The sequence below is a fragment of the Bryobacter aggregatus MPL3 genome (assembly GCF_000702445.1).
Lineage (GTDB): Bacteria > Acidobacteriota > Terriglobia > Bryobacterales > Bryobacteraceae > Bryobacter > Bryobacter aggregatus.
The window spans coordinates 3,006,534-3,022,505 of record NZ_JNIF01000003.1 but is presented as its reverse complement, the minus strand read 5'-3'; the positions used below and the strand labels follow the sequence as shown (position 1 = coordinate 3,022,505).

The 15,972-nt window shown below is 57.8% G+C and carries 18 protein-coding genes and 1 tRNA gene; 9 read left to right on the top strand and 10 right to left on the bottom strand.

Annotation, left to right across the window (positions count from 1 at the left end):
• Positions 1-24 precede the first annotated feature (24 nt).
• From M017_RS0114165 to dusB, 4 genes are read right to left on the bottom strand one after another with little or no spacing between them, the layout of a single operon-like run.
• A complete protein-coding gene (locus M017_RS0114165) occupies positions 25-1,146 on the bottom strand; it encodes an IS630 family transposase (protein ID WP_051669437.1) in 1,122 nt (373 codons plus the stop codon).
• Positions 1,147-1,201: 55 nt separating this feature from the next.
• On the bottom strand, positions 1,202-2,005 hold the full coding sequence (locus tag M017_RS0114160) for a uroporphyrinogen-III synthase (protein WP_031498729.1): 804 nt from the start codon (positions 2,003-2,005) through the stop codon (positions 1,202-1,204).
• Complete coding sequence (gene rnhA, locus M017_RS0114155) at positions 2,002-2,448, bottom strand: ribonuclease HI (protein ID WP_031498728.1); 447 nt, start codon at positions 2,446-2,448, stop codon at positions 2,002-2,004. Before rnhA ends, M017_RS0114160 begins: the two co-directional genes overlap by 4 nt.
• Positions 2,445-3,467 carry a tRNA dihydrouridine synthase DusB gene (gene dusB, locus M017_RS0114150; protein WP_051670077.1) on the bottom strand — a complete coding sequence of 341 codons (1,023 nt, stop codon included), beginning with the start codon at positions 3,465-3,467 and terminating at the stop codon, positions 2,445-2,447. The genes rnhA and dusB overlap by 4 nt, the downstream gene beginning before the upstream one ends.
• Before the next feature lie 73 nt (positions 3,468-3,540).
• On the opposite strand from dusB, the gene M017_RS0114145 reads away from it, so the two are divergent.
• The gene (locus tag M017_RS0114145; RefSeq protein WP_031498725.1) at positions 3,541-4,521 is read left to right on the top strand and encodes a hypothetical protein; all 981 of its coding nucleotides are present in this window, start codon (positions 3,541-3,543) and stop codon (positions 4,519-4,521) included.
• A 60-nt stretch (positions 4,522-4,581) separates the two neighbouring features.
• Here M017_RS0114145 and M017_RS0114140 read toward each other — a convergent pair.
• A tRNA-Thr gene (locus M017_RS0114140) sits at positions 4,582-4,657 on the bottom strand.
• A 162-nt stretch (positions 4,658-4,819) separates the two neighbouring features.
• Here M017_RS0114140 and M017_RS0114135 point away from each other — a divergent pair.
• A complete protein-coding gene (locus tag M017_RS0114135) occupies positions 4,820-5,539 on the top strand; it encodes an SDR family oxidoreductase (protein ID WP_031498724.1) in 720 nt (239 codons plus the stop codon).
• An 18-nt stretch (positions 5,540-5,557) separates the two neighbouring features.
• Here the strand turns inward: M017_RS0114135 and M017_RS26660 are convergent, their stop codons facing one another.
• The 3 genes from M017_RS26660 to M017_RS0114120 form a co-directional block, all read right to left on the bottom strand.
• Positions 5,558-6,094 carry a chemotaxis protein CheX gene (locus M017_RS26660; RefSeq protein WP_035957804.1) on the bottom strand — a complete coding sequence of 179 codons (537 nt, stop codon included), beginning with the start codon at positions 6,092-6,094 and terminating at the stop codon, positions 5,558-5,560.
• A gap of 37 nt (positions 6,095-6,131) precedes the next feature.
• The gene (locus M017_RS0114125) at positions 6,132-6,503 is read right to left on the bottom strand and encodes a response regulator (RefSeq protein ID WP_031498722.1); all 372 of its coding nucleotides are present in this window, start codon (positions 6,501-6,503) and stop codon (positions 6,132-6,134) included.
• Positions 6,504-6,567: 64 nt separating this feature from the next.
• A complete protein-coding gene (locus M017_RS0114120) occupies positions 6,568-7,632 on the bottom strand; it encodes a tartrate dehydrogenase (protein ID WP_031498720.1) in 1,065 nt (354 codons plus the stop codon).
• A 64-nt stretch (positions 7,633-7,696) separates the two neighbouring features.
• Between M017_RS0114120 and M017_RS0114115 the strand changes: the two genes are divergently transcribed.
• Entirely contained in the window at positions 7,697-8,479 is a 783-nt protein-coding gene (locus M017_RS0114115; protein WP_031498719.1) for an SDR family NAD(P)-dependent oxidoreductase, read from the top strand.
• Between the two features lies 1 nt (position 8,480).
• Positions 8,481-9,353: a heavy metal-binding domain-containing protein gene (locus tag M017_RS0114110; protein ID WP_155121411.1), complete on the top strand. Its 873-nt coding sequence runs from the start codon at positions 8,481-8,483 to the stop codon at positions 9,351-9,353.
• Here M017_RS0114110 and M017_RS0114105 read toward each other — a convergent pair.
• Both M017_RS0114105 and M017_RS0114100 read right to left on the bottom strand, forming a co-directional pair.
• Complete coding sequence (locus tag M017_RS0114105) at positions 9,340-9,987, bottom strand: c-type cytochrome (RefSeq protein WP_155121410.1); 648 nt, start codon at positions 9,985-9,987, stop codon at positions 9,340-9,342. The genes M017_RS0114110 and M017_RS0114105 overlap by 14 nt on opposite strands.
• Before the next feature lie 25 nt (positions 9,988-10,012).
• Positions 10,013-11,308: a c-type cytochrome gene (locus M017_RS0114100; RefSeq protein WP_238325893.1), complete on the bottom strand. Its 1,296-nt coding sequence runs from the start codon at positions 11,306-11,308 to the stop codon at positions 10,013-10,015.
• A gap of 142 nt (positions 11,309-11,450) precedes the next feature.
• Here M017_RS0114100 and flgM point away from each other — a divergent pair, with 142 nt between their 5' ends.
• From flgM to M017_RS0114075, 5 genes are all read left to right on the top strand, one after another.
• A complete protein-coding gene (flgM, locus tag M017_RS0114095) occupies positions 11,451-11,765 on the top strand; it encodes a flagellar biosynthesis anti-sigma factor FlgM (RefSeq protein WP_031498713.1) in 315 nt (104 codons plus the stop codon).
• Positions 11,766-11,790: 25 nt separating this feature from the next.
• Positions 11,791-12,165: a hypothetical protein gene (locus M017_RS0114090; RefSeq protein ID WP_031498711.1), complete on the top strand. Its 375-nt coding sequence runs from the start codon at positions 11,791-11,793 to the stop codon at positions 12,163-12,165.
• A gap of 9 nt (positions 12,166-12,174) precedes the next feature.
• Entirely contained in the window at positions 12,175-13,536 is a 1,362-nt protein-coding gene (gene flgK / locus M017_RS0114085) for a flagellar hook-associated protein FlgK (RefSeq protein WP_031498709.1), read from the top strand.
• Positions 13,537-13,547: 11 nt separating this feature from the next.
• On the top strand, positions 13,548-14,465 hold the full coding sequence (locus M017_RS0114080; protein ID WP_031498708.1) for a flagellin N-terminal helical domain-containing protein: 918 nt from the start codon (positions 13,548-13,550) through the stop codon (positions 14,463-14,465).
• Between the two features lie 72 nt (positions 14,466-14,537).
• Positions 14,538-15,971 (top strand): NADP-dependent isocitrate dehydrogenase, encoded by a 1,434-nt coding sequence (locus tag M017_RS0114075; protein WP_031498707.1) that lies wholly within the window; start codon positions 14,538-14,540, stop codon positions 15,969-15,971.
• The last annotated feature ends 1 nt before the right edge of the window (position 15,972 follow it).

Below are 15,972 nucleotides of genomic sequence, written 5' to 3'. Positions count from 1 at the left end.
CGAATCGTGCCCTAGTCTCCTGAGTCATTGATTTCTAGCAGAAGTGTTCGGTTGATGGGCGGCAAGGGTGGTTGAAGCAAAGCGGGCGATGGACTCAAGAATTTGAGAGGCAGATTTGGTCCAGAGGAATGGTTTGGGTTGCTCGTTGTGCACGGCAATGAACTTCCGAATAGCGTCCTCTAGTTCCGAGACGCTTCGATGAGAGCCACGCTTGATTTGCCGTTGTGTCAACAACGCAAACCAGCGTTCGACTTGGTTCAACCAAGAGGCATGTGTGGGAGTAAAGTGCAGATGATACCGGGGCCTCTTTTGGAGCCACTGTCGAACCTTGGCGGTCTTGTGCGTTCCGTAGTTATCCAGCACCAGATGGACATCCAGGTCGGCAGGGGCGGCCGCATCGATTTTTTTCAAGAAATCGAGGAACTCTACAGAGCGATGACGGCGATAGCATTTGCCCAATACCCGGCCGGTGGCGATATCCAGAGCCGCAAACAGACTGGTCACTCCATGTCGTTGATAGTCGTGCGTGCGGCGCTCAAGTTGACCGCTTCGTAGCGGCAACACGGGTTGGTTCCGGCTTAGCGCCTGGATCTGACTTTTCTCATCCACGCACAGCACCAACGCATGATGCGGGGGCGACAGATAGAGCCCAATAATGTCCCGCACTTTGTCAACCAGCAACGGATCGTTCGACAACTGGAAGGTTTCGCTTCGATGTGGCTTCAGACCAAAGGCACGCCAGATGCGGCTGATGGTGGATTGACTCAGTCCTGTTCTCGTCGCCAGCATTCGGCTGGACCAATGGGTTGCTCCCTTGGGGGCCTTCTCCAGTGTGAGCCGGACGACCTGCTCAATCTTGTCGTCGCCGATTTCTCGTGGCGCCCCGGGCCGAGGCTCATCTCCCAAAGTTGAGATCCCGCCCACAATGAAACGATTACGCCAGAATCCAACAGTAAACCCAGTTGTCCTCAGCTTCGCCGCAACTGCGGCGTTACTCAATCCGCCGTCGCATTCCAGGATGATTCGTGCCCGAAACGCTGTTGCTCGGGACTTTCTTGGCTGCCGCACCAACCGTTCCAACTCTTCCCGTTGCTGCTCGGTTACCACCAACTCCTGCTTCTTGGGTCGTCCTCGCTTCGCTTCCATGCTTCAACCATAGAACAAGCGGTTATATTATGCCAGCCACTTAGGACTCAGGAGACTAGAGACTCTTCGCTTTTGCGACGTAGACCTTGGAGAGTTCGTGCGCCAGAATGCCCATCTTCGATGCGGATGGAGTGAAGGCAACGGGGATCCCGTCGGCCTCCAGCGTTTCTGTCATTGTGGGACCGATGGAGGCAACATAGGAGCCCCGCAATCCCTGTTTCCATCCTTCGCCAACGCTGAGCGTCTCTGCGGCCGCCACCAGAAACTGGTATTGCACGCTTGAGGTGAAAACAACAATGTCGAATTCAGACCCGGCGAGCGCCTGCAGCGTGTCGCGCACCGGGCTGAGGTCAGACGGGAACTCATAGTGATAGACCGCGACCGATTGGTGCGGGATGCCCAGTTCCGTGAGTCCGGCAAGTAGCCGGGTATCGCTGCGGCCATACTCGATCACAGCCGTGCTGCGTTTGGGTTCGTTTTGCAGTGTGGCGAGAATCTCGCGCCAAGTTGCCGGCTCGCGAATGAGGATGGAAGGGGTGATTCCGAACTCACGCAGGACCACCGAAGGCTTGGGGCCACGGGGCACCGTCACGATCTTTTGCAGCGCAGCGAGAATCGCCTCCTGCGGATAATGCGGGGCGAGAGTTTTGAGGAGATGGCGGATGCCGACACCCGTCAGAAAAATAACCTGCTCATAGCGGCCAGCGAATAAATCGGCGGCAAACTGGAGCGCTTCTTTCGGATCGTCCTGGGGTGCTTCGGAGAACACGGGAACGACCGTAGGCTCCCAGCCGAGATTGCGAAACAGGATCGCAATCTCGTTGGCACGGCGGGATTCAAAAGCAAGCACACGGGTCATAGGGGGGAGTTCGATTGCGTCTTGGAAGCAAAGACGGCGAGTTCATCGCAACGGTTATTGTCGGGATGATCGGCATGGCCCTTCACCCATTTCCATTCCGCCTTGTGACGGCTGACCTGGAAGTCGAGCGCTTCCCAAAGATCCTGATTCTTGACCGGCTTCTTGTCCTTGGTGCGCCAGTTGTTGCGCTTCCAGCCGTGGATCCACTCGGTGATGCCCTTACGGACATATTCGCTATCCGTGGTGATGGTGACGGTGCAGGGTTCCTTGAGCAGCTTGAGACCTTCCACTGCCGCGCGCAATTCCATCCGGTTGTTGGTGGTCTGCGGCTCAGCGCCGTAGATCTCTTTCTTGTGTGCGCCAAAGCGCAGAACGGCAGCCCAGCCGCCCGGACCGGGGTTGCCTGAGCAAGCCCCGTCGGTAATCAATTCCACTACCTTCATGCTGCTGCGTCGACCGAATTCAAATCGTGTTCAAAGAAGCGATCCACCGCGTCAATGATGTCGCGAGGTTCAGTTTTTTGATAGATTCCGGCACGCAAGTGGGCACCATTGCGGACCCCGTGCGTAAAGTAGCTGGTGAACTGTTTCATCTTGCCGGCCGCTTCCGGCCATTGCGTTTCTTCAAGCATCGTGAAATAGCGTTTCATGATCGCATAGCGATCCTGCTGGGTAGGTTGCCAATAGCTTCCGGTTGCGAGAAATTCACCAATCTGGCGGAAAATCCAAGGGTTGTAGCTGGCGGCGCGGCCAATCATGACCGCATCGCAATTGGTTTCCTGCACCATGCGCATCGCGTCTTCGGGCGTGATGACGTCGCCATTGCCAATGACGGGAATCTTGACGGCAGCCTTCGCTTCCGCGATGCGTGTCCAGTCGGCTTTGCCTGCGTAGCCCTGTTCCCGGGTACGGGGATGGAGAGCAATCGCAGCGACACCAAGATCCTCAGCCATCTTTGCAATCTCGACATGAACGAGTTCATGGTCATTCCAACCTGCGCGGTACTTCATGGTGAGAGGAATGTTAATAGCGGCCTTGACGGTCTTGAGGATGTTTGCGACCAGAGGCAGATCCCGCAGACAGCCCGACCCACCATTGCAACGGACCACCTTCTTGACCGGGCAGCCAAAGTTGATGTCGACAAAGTTAAAGCCCAGATCTTCGCAATGGCGCGCCGCATCGGCCATGATCGCCGGATCGGACCCGAACAGTTGCGAGGAAATCGGATGTTCTTCTGGTTCAAAACAGAGATACCGTTTTTCGGTCTTGGAGGGTTTTCCTCTCCGAAAACTTTTGACAACACCGTGACTTGATGTAAATTCTGTCATGATGAGTCCGCAGCCTCCCTGCGAGCGGATCAAGCGGCGGAACACCGTGTCGGTGACGCCCACCATGGGTGCCAGTACGGTAGCGGGACTGATGAGGGTATTCCCAATTGCGAAATTGGGCGGGAAGGAGCGCATCTTTCTCTATTATGCGGGGTTTGTTAACGTGGCAGCGAGAAACGCCATCGATCAAAATTACGTCAGGAGACTTATGAACCCGAAGATCTTGTTGGCTTTTGTTGGCGGCGCCGCTCTGGCGGGGGTCCTTGCGGTCTTCTTAACTGGGCGTGGAGAGACCAAAGTACCAGTGTCCCCCGAGACCCAGGCGTCGACGCAAGCAAAGATCGTCGAGCGCGATGTCGCGGGTTCAAGTGGCAATGCCGCTGACATTGCCGCCACCATGGAACCGGTGAAACCACGGCCCGTAGAAGCAGCACGCCGGAGCGTGACCTTGCCCAAACCGGCTCCGGTTGAGGTGCGCCCTGGTAAAGTGGCCGAACCGGTCAAGACCGCACAAAACGACACGAGCAATCCGGGTGTGATGCTGCCGCCGTTCTCGAATTCCAATCCGCAGCCCAATACCCCGAGCGAGGGGGTTCGCAATGAGAATCACCCGCCGGAAATACTACGGCCAGATCCGATGGCGACAAAAGCGGCCCGGGTTCCCGAAACCGTGACGATTCCGGTAGGGACGAGTATTGGCGTGCGGATCAATTCGACGTTGAACAGCGAGAAGAATGTTGCGGGCGATACGTTTACCGCTGTGTTGGACACCCCGCTGGTGGTGAATGATCTGGTGTTGGCCGAACGTGGGGCGAAGGTGGATGGAAAGATCGTCGAGCTGGATCGCAGCGGCCGGGTGAAGGGTGTCGCCCGCATGACGATTGCACTGACCAGAATTCAATTAAGTGATGGCCAAAAGATCGAGTTGCGGACCGATCCTTGGGAACGCATGGCGGAGAGCAGCAAGAAGAGCGATGCGGTGAAGGTGGGCGTCATGACGGGAATCGGCGCGGCGATTGGCGCGATTGCCGGCGGCGGCAAGGGTGCAGCGATTGGCGGCGCCAGCGGCGCGGGCGCGGGCACAGGTGTGGTGCTGGCGACTCGCGGAAAAGCTGCGCAGATCGATGTCGAGACCAAAATTCCATTTCGGCTGTCGAATGCGGTAACAGTGACGGAGAGGATTCGCTAGCGCAGCGCATTCAGATTCAAAACGATAAAGCACCGATGAAAATCGGTGCTTTATTATTTCTGGAGCCAGCGACAGGAGTCGAACCTGCGACCCGCAGTTTACAAAACTGCCGCTCTACCAACTGAGCTACGCTGGCGTTCTTTTATTTTATCATCTCCGGACGGCGATGTGCGCCTCCGATGCTCCATTCCCAGGAGCGCCCAGCGGGAATTTTGAGCTCCTCTGATCCGTGTTGGACAGAGACGAGCCACACTTGAATTCGCGAATCGCATTCGCTTTGTTCTGCATCCGACAATCCATGAGCACACAGAAGCTTGCCCTGATCACGGGCGCGAACAAAGGCATTGGTCTTGAAACAGCGAAACAATTGGCGGCGCTGGGCTATACCGTCATTGTGGGCGCGCGAAAAGAAGCGGAAGGCAAGGCAGCGGCGGCAGAAGTGGGTCATGGAGCACAGTATCTGCATATCGATATGGATCAACCCGCCACCTTCGCGGCTGCGGCCAAGTGGATCGAAGAAAAATTCGGCAAACTCGACGTGCTGGTAAACAATGCCGGGATTGCCGGGAACCTGGGTGTACCGCCAAGCCATGAGGCCTTGGCCACCGTGCGCCACGTTTTTGACGTGAATGTGTTTGCCCTGCTCGAACTGACACAGGCCCTGTTACCGCTGCTTCGCAAAAGTGAGCAGGGACGAATCGTCAATGTTTCGAGCATTCTTGGCAGTCTCACCTTGAATGCGAACTTCGATGCACCGCTCGGGAATTGGCGCAGCTTTAGCTACAACGGGTCCAAGGCCGCCTTAAATATGCTGACTGCGACCTTGGCCTATGAGCTCCGCGATACGCCGATCAAGGTGAACTCCGTGCACCCCGGTTGGGTGAAGACGGACCTTGGGGGCGCAGAAGCACCGCTCGAAGTGGGAGAAGGAGCGAAGACATCGGTCCGCCTCGCCACAATTGGCAGCGACGGACCAACCGGCGCCTTCTTCCATCTGGAAGAAACCTTAGCGTGGTAAGCGGCTCCGTGGCTCTTGCTAGGAGAGCGTCATAATTCTCGGGATCCCGGTATTGGCCGCAGCACCCGTCTGCGTCGGAGTCAGGCAGAGCTGGACGTCGAAACGTTCGCCGTCCACTTGAAACTTGATCACGTACCAGCTCTCTTTGCCACTGCGGCGCGTCGCAAAGTTGCGGCCAAAGACCACTGCCGGAATCGAAAGTCCCATCTGTCCAAAACGCTCTTCCAGGCTGTTTTTAAGATTGCCAATGATCATGTTGGTCATCTCTGCAACCGCGTCGAGCACTTCATCGGTCACGCTGGAATACTCCTGCATAAAGAGCGTGTTGGCAATCTTACAGGCCAGCGGCGAACTGCAACTGACCACCGCCGTGCCAGTCCATTCCCCAACCAGGCCGATGATCCCGATGACGCCCATCGTGAGACCTTTGCCAGGTTCCTCAATGAAGTGTTCTGCGGCCGAAGCCTCCATGCCCAACATCATTTGGAACACGTCGCTGGTGGCCTGATGAACCCAGGAGACAATCTCCTCCCGTGTCGGCGTAGCACTAGTCATGCTTGGTGTCATTTGATTTTCCTCAGGCAACGAGCAGCTAGACGAGGCCCGTCAATTTCTCTTTAATCTGTTCGGTGGTAAAAGGCTTGCGCACATAGCCGGCAGCCCCCAGATTCACAGCTTCCATCACTTTGTTCTGGTTGCCCTCCGTTGTGATCATAATGACCGGGACCATCTTGTAGCTGTCGTTTGCCTTGATCTTGCCGAGCATCTCCAGCCCATCCATGTTGGGCATATTGATGTCAGAAAGAATCAAGCCCACAGATTGCTTCTCCAGCATGGCGAGGGCCTCCAAGCCATCGCCCGCCTCGATGATATTGCCGATCGGCATCTCCGTCTGCCGCAGCACTCTCTGCAAAATTTTGCGGATCGCTGCAGAATCATCCACGATCAACACATCCATTGCCATCGCTAGTGATCACCTCTTCTAGAAGGCTCTTCGGCGAATGAAGCTTGGAATTGAGAAGAAATCGCTAGGAGAGAAAAGAAGCAACTGCTTCTGCGATCTCAGCGGTTCCAGCCCGCCCGCCTAAGTCGCCCGGGAGAAACTGCCCTGCAGACAGGACCTGACGCACAGCATGGGTGACAGCCGCCCCAGCCGCGGCCTCGCCCAGATGATCGAGCATCATCGCCCCAGACAGGATCATCGCCAGCGGATTGGCGATTCCTCTCCCGGCGATGTCGGGAGCCGAACCGTGGACGGGTTCAAACATGGAGGGATAGCGGCGCTCGGGATCGAGATTGGCGCTCGCAGCCAAGCCAATCGAACCGGAGACGATCGCCGAGATGTCGCTCAGAATATCGCCAAAGAGATTGGAGGCCACCACGACGTCGAAACTCTCCGGGCGGCGCACGAAGTTCATGGCCGCGGCATCAACCAGGAGACTTTCGGTTTCGATCTCCGGATACTGCTCCCGCACCGTCGCAAAGCATCGATCCCAAAGCACCATCGAGAAGCCCTGCGCATTCGATTTTGTGATGGATGTCACCAGGCGGCGTCCATTGCGCTTGCGCGCCAGTTCGAAGGCAAAGCGAATGATCCGCTCGCAGCCCATGCGAGTGAAGACCGAAGTCTGGATGGCGACTTCGCCTGGATGCGCGTGGTGGACAAATCCACCCACCTGCGCATACTCCCCTTCGGTGTTTTCACGAACCACCATCATGTCGATGGAGCCGGGAGCTTTGCCCTTCAGCGGCGAGTCGACCCCTTCAAAAAGAACCGCAGGGCGGATGTTCGCATACTGGTCAAAGGCGCGGCGAATGGGCAGCAACAAGCCGTTCAAGGTGATGTGATCGGGCAGGTCCGGGTGCCCCACGGCCCCGAGGAAGATGGCATCAAAGCCACGCAGCGTATCGATCGCACCGGCAGGCATCATGCGGCCGTGGTCAAAGTAATACTGACTCGACCAGGGAAGGTCTGTATAAGTGAGCACAAAGCCGTGCTTCCGAGCAACGGCGTCGAGAATGCGGCGAGCCGCGGGCATCACCTCTAGGCCAATTCCGTCCCCCGCGATGGAGGCAATTTTGTAGTTACGCATGTCCAACCATCGTATGCCGCAAGGCTCGGCATAAACTTGAAGTGTGTTCCCAGATCCGAAAATCATGACTTCGGCAGCAGCCTTCTCTCTGAGCGGCAAGCGTGCCTTGATTGCCGGCGCCAGCCGGGGCATTGGCCTTGCGATTGCGAAGAGTTTTGCCGCTAATGGAGCGGATACGGTGTTGGCCGCACGCTCGACCGAGGCGCTCGAGACGGAAGCGGCCGCCCTGCGCGCACAAGGGTTTCTGGCTTCCACACAATTTCTCGACATGGAGAAGGATGACTCGATCGATGCAGCCGCCGCCAGGGGCGATTTTGACATCCTCGTCAACGTAAGTGGGACAAATATCCGCAAGCGCTTCGAGACCTATTCGCCAGAGGAATACGAGAAGATCTTCCAGACCAATCTGCATGGGCTGGTGCGGCTCACCCAGAAAGTAGGAGCGCGCATGGTCGAGCGCGGCCAAGGCGGCCGGATCATCCATATCGGCAGCCTGACAAGCACGAGCGGCCTGCCTTACATCACGATCTACTCAATGACAAAAAGCGCCCTGGCTGGATTGACTCGTAGTCTTGCCGCCGAGTGGGGACGTCACAACATTACAGTGAACTGCATCGCACCAGGCTTCATCATCACCGACTTGAACCGCCAGATGTGGGAGGCCGAGACAATGAAGCATTGGCTGAACCATACGCAGAGCATTCCGCGAACCGGCATTCCTGAGGACATCGCGCCGCTGGCCACCTTTCTTGCCGCTCCAGGGGCAGCCTATATCACCGGACAGGTGATTGCCGTCGATGGAGGATCGAACAATACCAAAGTCTGGCCCTTCGAGCCACCGAATTAAGATGACCGGAAGACGAGCATTCTGTGCAGGAGCCCTGGGCTTGTCGCTGTTCGCACAAGACCAGCCGGTGGAGTTTCTCTGCCCGATGGATGCCGACATCCGGCAGAAGGGTCCGGGACGTTGCCCGCGTTGCGGCATGAAGCTGGTGGCCGGGTTGCCCGAGCCGATCGAGTATCCGGTAGAACTCCAATGCACCCCCAAACGGCCGCAGGTGGGCGAACGAGTGCTGCTGCGCTTTACGATTCGCGACCCGAAGACCGGCCAGCCCGTACCAGAACTCGAATTGATTCATGAACAGATCTTGCATCTGTTTCTGATCTCAGAAGACCTGTCACACTTTGCGCATGAACACCCGCGCCCGGCAGGACCAGGCAGCTTCGAGTTTGAGTGGGTGTTTGCGAGCGGTGGCATGTGGCGGTTGCTGCTCGATTTCTTCCCGACACACGGCACGCCGCAGTTGATCTCGAAGACCATTCTGCTTCCTGGGGGAACGCTGGCCGCTCCCACGCTCCACTCCGATGTGACGGTCCCGAAGCAGGGCGAAAATCTGGAAGCAAGCCTGCGGCTGGGCCCCGCGCAGCCAATGGCAGGCGAGAAGACGCTGCTTTATTACCGCGTCACTCCACGCGAAAACTTCGAAGCCTTTCTTGGAGCGATGGGACATATGTTGGTGGCGAGCGCCGACCTGATCGATCTGATCCACACCCATCCGTTTCTGGTCGATGGAGGATTGGCGAATCCGCCCGCCGATGCGAAGCTGATCCAGTTCAATGTGATTTTTCCGAGACCGGGTGCATACCGGGTCTGGGCCCAATTCCAGCGGGCCGGTGTGGTGAACACGATTCCGTTTAATGTTGCGGTTAAGAGCCTATGAGGGAAAGTGTAACGCCCGCAGCGGGGTAAGCGATCAGGCGAGTTCCTGCCGGGAGTGGCAACGGTGTGCGCAGCACATAGTCGCGAGGAGCCTTGGCGGAGAAGGAATCGATCCAGAGGAGCGGAATCCGTTCGCCGGCCGGGGTTTCGGCGACAAATTTGAAGCTGGTTCCTTCAGCAACCTGGCCAATTTCAATGGCGGCCAGACGGAGTGGCACGCGGATGCGGAGGCTGCCGCGCAGCGTGATGCGGGGACCTTTGGGGAGCGGCGAGGGCTTCGGGGCGCGTAGCAGCGGGGGAAGTAGAGCGGGATCGCCTTCGGGGGAGCCCCCCTCCACCCAATCGGCGATCGTATGAATTTCCTCCTGGCTGAGCCCGGCGTCGTTCCGGAAGTCGCCAAAGCCTTTCACCGCGTTCCAGGGGGGCATTTGCCTGCGGAGCACCGTCTCTTGAATCGCCTTGGCCCACGGACGCGCTTCCTCATATTGCACCAGTGAGAAGGCCTTGCCGCCCTCGACATGGCAGCCGGCACAGCGCCGGTAGATCACGCGCGAGACTTCCTTCGACCAGGTGAGCTTGGTCGTCACAACATCATGGCCGTCGGCGGGAATGGAGGAAACCCACACGACGGCCATGAGCCCCAGCACTGAGATCCGAGATTTAATCTTGGGCCCCTGCACTGGAGGGAGTTGGATTCGCTTTCTTCGGACGGACAATATTCTCGACCTTGGTGTCCACCGGAAAGCTCACGTCAAAGAAGCCAATCATCATTTCTTCCCAACTCTGTTCGCCCCACTTGACGACCTTGGTGGGATCGGGATTGTTCTTATTGTTCGGCGAATTGTCGAACCAGCCGCTCGCCTCAACACGGCTGCCCTTGGGGAGCTTCAGCGGTTCGGCCAGGTTGTAGCCGAGTTGCCAGTTGAAATCGTAATGGGGGACATGGAGCAACTGCCGGGTTTCGCCATTGGGAAGTACGACGCGCATCGAGAACGCTTTGCCCCGCAAGTGCATATGCGGGAACAGGGATTCGAGCGTGGTGTCCTCATAAAGGGTCATTTTCGAATCGATCTGATGGTTGTCCGCACCGGCCGGGATCTCAAAGCGGGAGTTGGTTGCCGATAGGGTGATTACCCGTTCGGTGGGCTGCTGCTTCGAGAAAATCAGCCCCAGCTTGACCTTGTCCTTGGTCTCGGTGCCATTGGCGGTCCAGTGCAGTTGGAAGACGATATCGCTGCCGGCCTTGATCAGCTTGGCCTGTCCGGGCTTCATCTGGACAGGGATGGTGCCGGGAGCATAGCCAACGAGAAAATCCATCGCCCCGTCGCCGCCCCCACGCTTGGACGGCACAAAAGGAAGGCCAGGCACCGCTTCACTCAGCCATTTGCTGCCCGGTTCCCGGACAAAGGCAATGATGTGGTGATTGACCGCACGGTTCTCGGGGCGTGCCTCGGCGGCGCTCACCCACATGTCGGTTTTGAAATTCGTAGGCAGCACCAGGTAGTGGTAATCGATGGTGCCCTTGGCCGGGAGCGGGAAGTAGTCTGCCATCTCGATGACAAGATCGGGCTTGCCGATGCTCCAGCCGGTAGCGAAATCACGCTTGAGGGGACGGGCATCCTTGGGATTGCCTTCAGCGGCACCGGTGGAGACCCAATCGAGAAGAGTCTGGACTTCAGCGGCGGACAACGAGCGATCGTTGGCAAAGTGGCCCACTTGCGGATCGGCATTCCAGGGGGGCATGCGTTTCTGCGAAACGCTCATTTTGATGGCCGCGGCATAGGGGCGCACTTCCTTGTAGCTGAGGAAGCTCATCGGAGCCGCCTCACCTGGGCGGTGGCAACTGACACAGTTCTTTTCCAGTACTGGTTGCACATCTTGATAGAAGGTGGGCTTGGGAGCAGCAAAGCTAGCCGTTGCCAGGCAGAGAAAGCCGAAGCTCATACGAATGGTCATCAATGGGTGGAGCACCTTTACTATCCAATCTACGAGAGCGGATGTTGAAAAGTTTAGGGGAGATTGTAAATTTCACAAAGAACGAAATTTTTCTCATACTTGCCGGATTCCATCCGATGAGAGATTTGACGAGACTATACACATGCGCGTAAATGATCCCAATCAGAACCCAGCGGTGGGGCAGTCCGGCTCTGCTGGCGCCGCGGGTAAAACTGCGCAGCTCGATCCGATCAAGATCTCAACAGGCACGGGACAATCGATCCGGGGTTCCGAGCGCGGCGATGAAGTCCAATTGTCGAGCTTGTCCAGTAAAATCAACCAGTTGCAGAGTGGAAGCGCGGAGCGCGAGGCGTATCTGCAGCAGTTGCAATCGGAAGTGGCGACAGGGCAGTATCAGCCCGATCCCGCAGAGATTGCCTCCAGCCTGGTGGAGAATCTGCTGACCAAGAACGGCTAGGGAGAACACGTCCGAGGAGGATGCCATGCCAATTCCGGAGCGGATGAGACTCCAAACGCAACTAGAACAACTCAAACAACTGCTGCAGGAAACCCCAGGCAGCTTTTCGCTGGCCACGGCCGGGGCAGCTCTGGAGGCTGTCTCGCAGGGTTGGATCCAGTTGCGGGAAGATCTGCTGCGGGAAGAAGCGCGGTGCCCGGAATCCGAGGAGGAGATCCTGCCGCTTCTTGTTTTGTGGGAGCGCGTCTATGCGTTGTACCGGCAAGCGGCGAACTTCTATGGTGGATTGGCCGGGGAATCGATTCAGCATGGATCCTGGGAGGCAGCCGCCTATGGGATGGAAGGCGACTGGGCGAGCGCCGGGCCGCGTCCGGGCTCCCGGCTCCAGGTGGAAGGCTAAGGGCGTAGCATGGGAAATTTGTTTGGTTCCTTGTCCTCGACAGCCGCCGCCATGCGGGCCTTTGAGCGCGCGCTCGCAACCACCCAAAGCAATGTCGTCAATATCAACACGCCCGGGTACGCAAAGCAGCGGCAGGATTTTATCGCCGATCGTTTCGATCCGGCCAGAAGCATCATCGGGGGCGTCTCCCCTGCCCCGTTGACCAACTATCGCGACCGCTACAGCGAGGCGAATGTCCAGCGGCGCAACAGCGAGGCCGGCTTTCAGGACCAGCGGGAGGCGAGTCTCAGCTCTATTGCCACGCTGTTTCCGGTGACAGATGGCGCGGGCATTCCGTCTGCGATCAACAATTTTCTGAACTCGATTTCCCAGTTGACCGTTGCGCCGAACGATGCCTCCAGCCGTCAGGTGGTTCTCGACCGGGCAGGCGACGTCGCCACCAGCTTCCAGACGACGGCCAGCCAGCTCCAGGCAGAACGGGGCAACACGCAGAACAGCATCCGCTCCACCGTCGATCAGATCAATGCCATTGCGGCCACCATCCAGGAGCTCAACGTGTCACGCCGGAACGGCGTGGACGGTGGGACCGATCCGGGCACCGACGCCAAGCTTTACGCCTCGCTCGAGGAACTCTCCAAGCTGGTGGATTTCCAGGCTATTGAAGCGCCGGACGGGAGCATGAGCGTCTATCTCGGCGGGCAATCCTTACTAGTGATTGGCAATCGGCGCTATGAACTCTCAACCGATGTGGTGAATGATCAGGCGCGGATTGTGGATTCCGATGGCGGCGAGATTACGAATCTGCTCCATGGCGGAAAAGTTGCGGCATTGGTGGATGTCTATAACAATAAGCTTCCGTCTTATCTCTCTGATCTCGATACGCTGGCCAGCCAGTTTGCGGACCAGGTGAATCAGACGCTGGCGCAGGGGATCGATCAGAACGGCAACGCGCCGACACAGGACCTCTTCTCCTATCAAAGCGGGCTGGGCGCGGCCTACACCTTCCAAGTGAATGCACTGAGCACAGACCAGTTGGCGCTGGCTGGCGCAAACCAGCCCGGAGGCAATGCGAATGCCATTGCGTTGACGCAACTCGCGCAGGGCCGCTTCATCCAGGATCAGACCTTCCAGCAGTACTATGGCACCGTCGCCGGACGTGTGGGCCGCGACTTATCCAACGCCCAGGGCGCCTCCCAGGTCCAAGGAGACTTATTGCTCCAGGCCAAGGAACTACGGGCCAGTGTCCAGGGAGTTTCCCTTGATGAAGAGGCGAGCCTGCTGATCCAGTACCAGCGGTCTTACCAGGCTTCCGCGCAGTTGTTTAAGACCATCAACGAGATGACCCAGACCATTCTCAATATCTTCAATTAGAGGCCTCTTCCATGACCAATTCTCTTTCCCCCAGCGATCTCCGGTTCCTTCGTGGCCTCAACCAAATCCAAGCGCGGATGGATCGCGCTCAACGCCAAGTAACCAGCGGGAAGAGAATCTTCTCCGCCGCCGATGAGCCGGATGGCATCAGTCCGCTGTTGAGCACACGGTCGGAACTGGCAGCGAATGCACAGCTCAAGAACAACCTAGGGCGTACGAAGGCGGAAGTCGATGCCGCAGAAGGGGCTCTTTCCTCGGCAGTCAAGACACTTGAGAGTGCTCGCGTCCTCGCAGGGCAGGCGCAATCCGATTTCAATTCAGAATCCACCTGGACCTCCCTGTCGCTGCAGGCCTCCGATCTCACCCAGCAACTCCTCAATATTTCAAACTTAGCGGTGGAAGGCCGCTATGTTTTTTCCGGCAACAGCGATACGGTACAGCCCTTTGATTTTGATCCGAACCTCGGCGCCGTCACGGCCTATGCCGGTTCTGCCAGTACACGCCAAAGTCTCTATCCCGGTGGCAGTCCTTTCGACATTGCTCATTCTGGCGATGCGATCTTCGATAACCAGACCACAGATTCAAACGGTATCTCGAAGAGTGCGTTTGCCGCACTCCAACAGTTGAAGGCCGCGCTCGATGCGCGCGATGTCAGTGCGGTCAAAACCTCCATGCAATCGATAGAGGCGGCATTCCATCACGTCTCCGATGAACTTAGTTTCTATGGCACGGCGCAGAGCCGCGTCTATGATGCGACAGCAGCTACCGGCGCGGCAGACCTCCGGCTGAACACACAACTCAACCGCTTAGAGAGCGCCGACTATACGCAGTCGATTCTCGATATGCAGCAGGCCGAGTTCAATCAACAATCCGCGCTGCAAATTCGCGCCCAGCGTCCCCGCACCAGCCTCTTTGACTTCCTCGGTTAGCCCCTCGCAGTCCTGTCCCGGCGGCCACAATCGGGACGTCTATAGTACGCTGAATGTTTAGCTCAAAAATATATGGCAAAAACTCCGATTACAGTCGCCCATGGCGACGGAATTGGCCCTGAAATCATGGCCGCGACGTTGCACATCCTGGAGGCAGCGGGCGCACAACTCGACATCGAAACCATTGAGATCGGCGAGAAGGTTTATCTCCGCGGAAACTCAACGGGCATCGATCAGTCTTCGATCGACAGCCTGCTGCGCACGAAGGTGTTTCTGAAGGCTCCGATCACCACCCCGCAGGGTGGCGGCTTCAAGAGCCTGAACGTGACCACGCGAAAGATGCTGGGCCTTTATGCAAATGTCCGTCCTTGCGTCGCCTACCATCCCTTTGTGCAGACCAAGCACCAGGGCATGGACGTCGTCATTGTCCGCGAGAACGAAGAAGATCTGTATGCCGGCATTGAATACCAGTTGTCTGCCGACGTCACCGAATCGATCAAGCTGATCAGCCGCCGGGGTACCGAGCGTATCGTTCGCTACGCGTTTGAGTACGCTAAGGCGAATGGCCGCAAGAAGGTCACCTGCTTCACCAAAGACAACATCATGAAGATCTCCGATGGCTTGTTCCATAAGATCTTCGATGAGCTCGGCGCCGAGTATCCCGAAATTGAGAAGGAACATTGGATCGTCGACATCGGTGCGGCGAAGCTTGCCGATACGCCCGGCGTCTTTGACGTGATCGTGATGCCGAACCTCTATGGCGACATCCTGTCCGACGTTGCTGCGCAGATTGCCGGCTCAGTGGGCCTGGCCGGTTCGTCGAACATCGGCATGAAGTATGCGATGTTTGAGGCGATCCATGGCTCCGCGCCGCGCCGCGCTGGTCAGAATCTCGCAAACCCCTCCGGCCTGCTGCTGGGCGGCGTCATGATGCTCGCGCACATCGGCCAGCCCGACGTTGCGCAACGCGTGCACAATGCCTGGCTGAAGACGCTCGAGGACGGCACGCACACCTACGACATCTTCAAGGAAGGCGTGTCGAAGACGAAGGTTGGCACCAAGGAATTTGCCGATGCTGTCGTTGCCAACGTCGGCAAGCTGCCGCAGTTGCTGAAGCCCGTAGAATATAAGGAACTGCCGAAGCTGAAGGAGCCGGCCATCCCCACCGTCGGCAAAACCGAAACCGCCGGCATCGACATCTTCATCAACTGGACCAAAGGCAATGCAAGCGAACTCGGACCGCAGGTGGAAAAGCTCAGCACCGACAAGCTGAAGTTTGTGCTGATCTCCAGCCGCGGCACCAAGGTCTACCCGATTGGCTCAACCGAAGCCGCCGTTGCCGACCAGTGGCGCTGCCGCTTTGAAGGCAAAGTGGGCGAGTTGACCCAGCAGGACACCGCCGCGCTTTATGCCAAGTTCGTCGAGGCCGGCTTCTCGATCATCAAGACCGAGGGTCTGTTCTACTTCGACGGCCAGCGTGGTTATTCGCTGAGCCAGGGCCAGTAGT

Coding starts and splice junctions, on each gene's coding strand:
- M017_RS0114165 (WP_051669437.1), bottom strand. CDS start 1,146: ATGGAAGCGAAGCGAGGACGACCCAAGAAGCAGGAGTTGGTGGTAACC.
- M017_RS0114160 (WP_031498729.1), bottom strand. CDS start 2,005: ATGACCCGTGTGCTTGCTTTTGAATCCCGCCGTGCCAACGAGATTGCG.
- rnhA (WP_031498728.1), bottom strand. CDS start 2,448: ATGAAGGTAGTGGAATTGATTACCGACGGGGCTTGCTCAGGCAACCCC.
- dusB (WP_051670077.1), bottom strand. CDS start 3,467: ATGCGCTCCTTCCCGCCCAATTTCGCAATTGGGAATACCCTCATCAGT.
- M017_RS0114145 (WP_031498725.1), top strand. CDS start 3,541: ATGAACCCGAAGATCTTGTTGGCTTTTGTTGGCGGCGCCGCTCTGGCG.
- M017_RS0114135 (WP_031498724.1), top strand. CDS start 4,820: ATGAGCACACAGAAGCTTGCCCTGATCACGGGCGCGAACAAAGGCATT.
- M017_RS26660 (WP_035957804.1), bottom strand. CDS start 6,094: ATGACTAGTGCTACGCCGACACGGGAGGAGATTGTCTCCTGGGTTCAT.
- M017_RS0114125 (WP_031498722.1), bottom strand. CDS start 6,503: ATGGCAATGGATGTGTTGATCGTGGATGATTCTGCAGCGATCCGCAAA.
- M017_RS0114120 (WP_031498720.1), bottom strand. CDS start 7,632: ATGCGTAACTACAAAATTGCCTCCATCGCGGGGGACGGAATTGGCCTA.
- M017_RS0114115 (WP_031498719.1), top strand. CDS start 7,697: ATGACTTCGGCAGCAGCCTTCTCTCTGAGCGGCAAGCGTGCCTTGATT.
- M017_RS0114110 (WP_155121411.1), top strand. CDS start 8,481: ATGACCGGAAGACGAGCATTCTGTGCAGGAGCCCTGGGCTTGTCGCTG.
- M017_RS0114105 (WP_155121410.1), bottom strand. CDS start 9,987: ATGGCCGTCGTGTGGGTTTCCTCCATTCCCGCCGACGGCCATGATGTT.
- M017_RS0114100 (WP_238325893.1), bottom strand. CDS start 11,308: ATGACCATTCGTATGAGCTTCGGCTTTCTCTGCCTGGCAACGGCTAGC.
- flgM (WP_031498713.1), top strand. CDS start 11,451: ATGCGCGTAAATGATCCCAATCAGAACCCAGCGGTGGGGCAGTCCGGC.
- M017_RS0114090 (WP_031498711.1), top strand. CDS start 11,791: ATGCCAATTCCGGAGCGGATGAGACTCCAAACGCAACTAGAACAACTC.
- flgK (WP_031498709.1), top strand. CDS start 12,175: ATGGGAAATTTGTTTGGTTCCTTGTCCTCGACAGCCGCCGCCATGCGG.
- M017_RS0114080 (WP_031498708.1), top strand. CDS start 13,548: ATGACCAATTCTCTTTCCCCCAGCGATCTCCGGTTCCTTCGTGGCCTC.
- M017_RS0114075 (WP_031498707.1), top strand. CDS start 14,538: ATGGCAAAAACTCCGATTACAGTCGCCCATGGCGACGGAATTGGCCCT.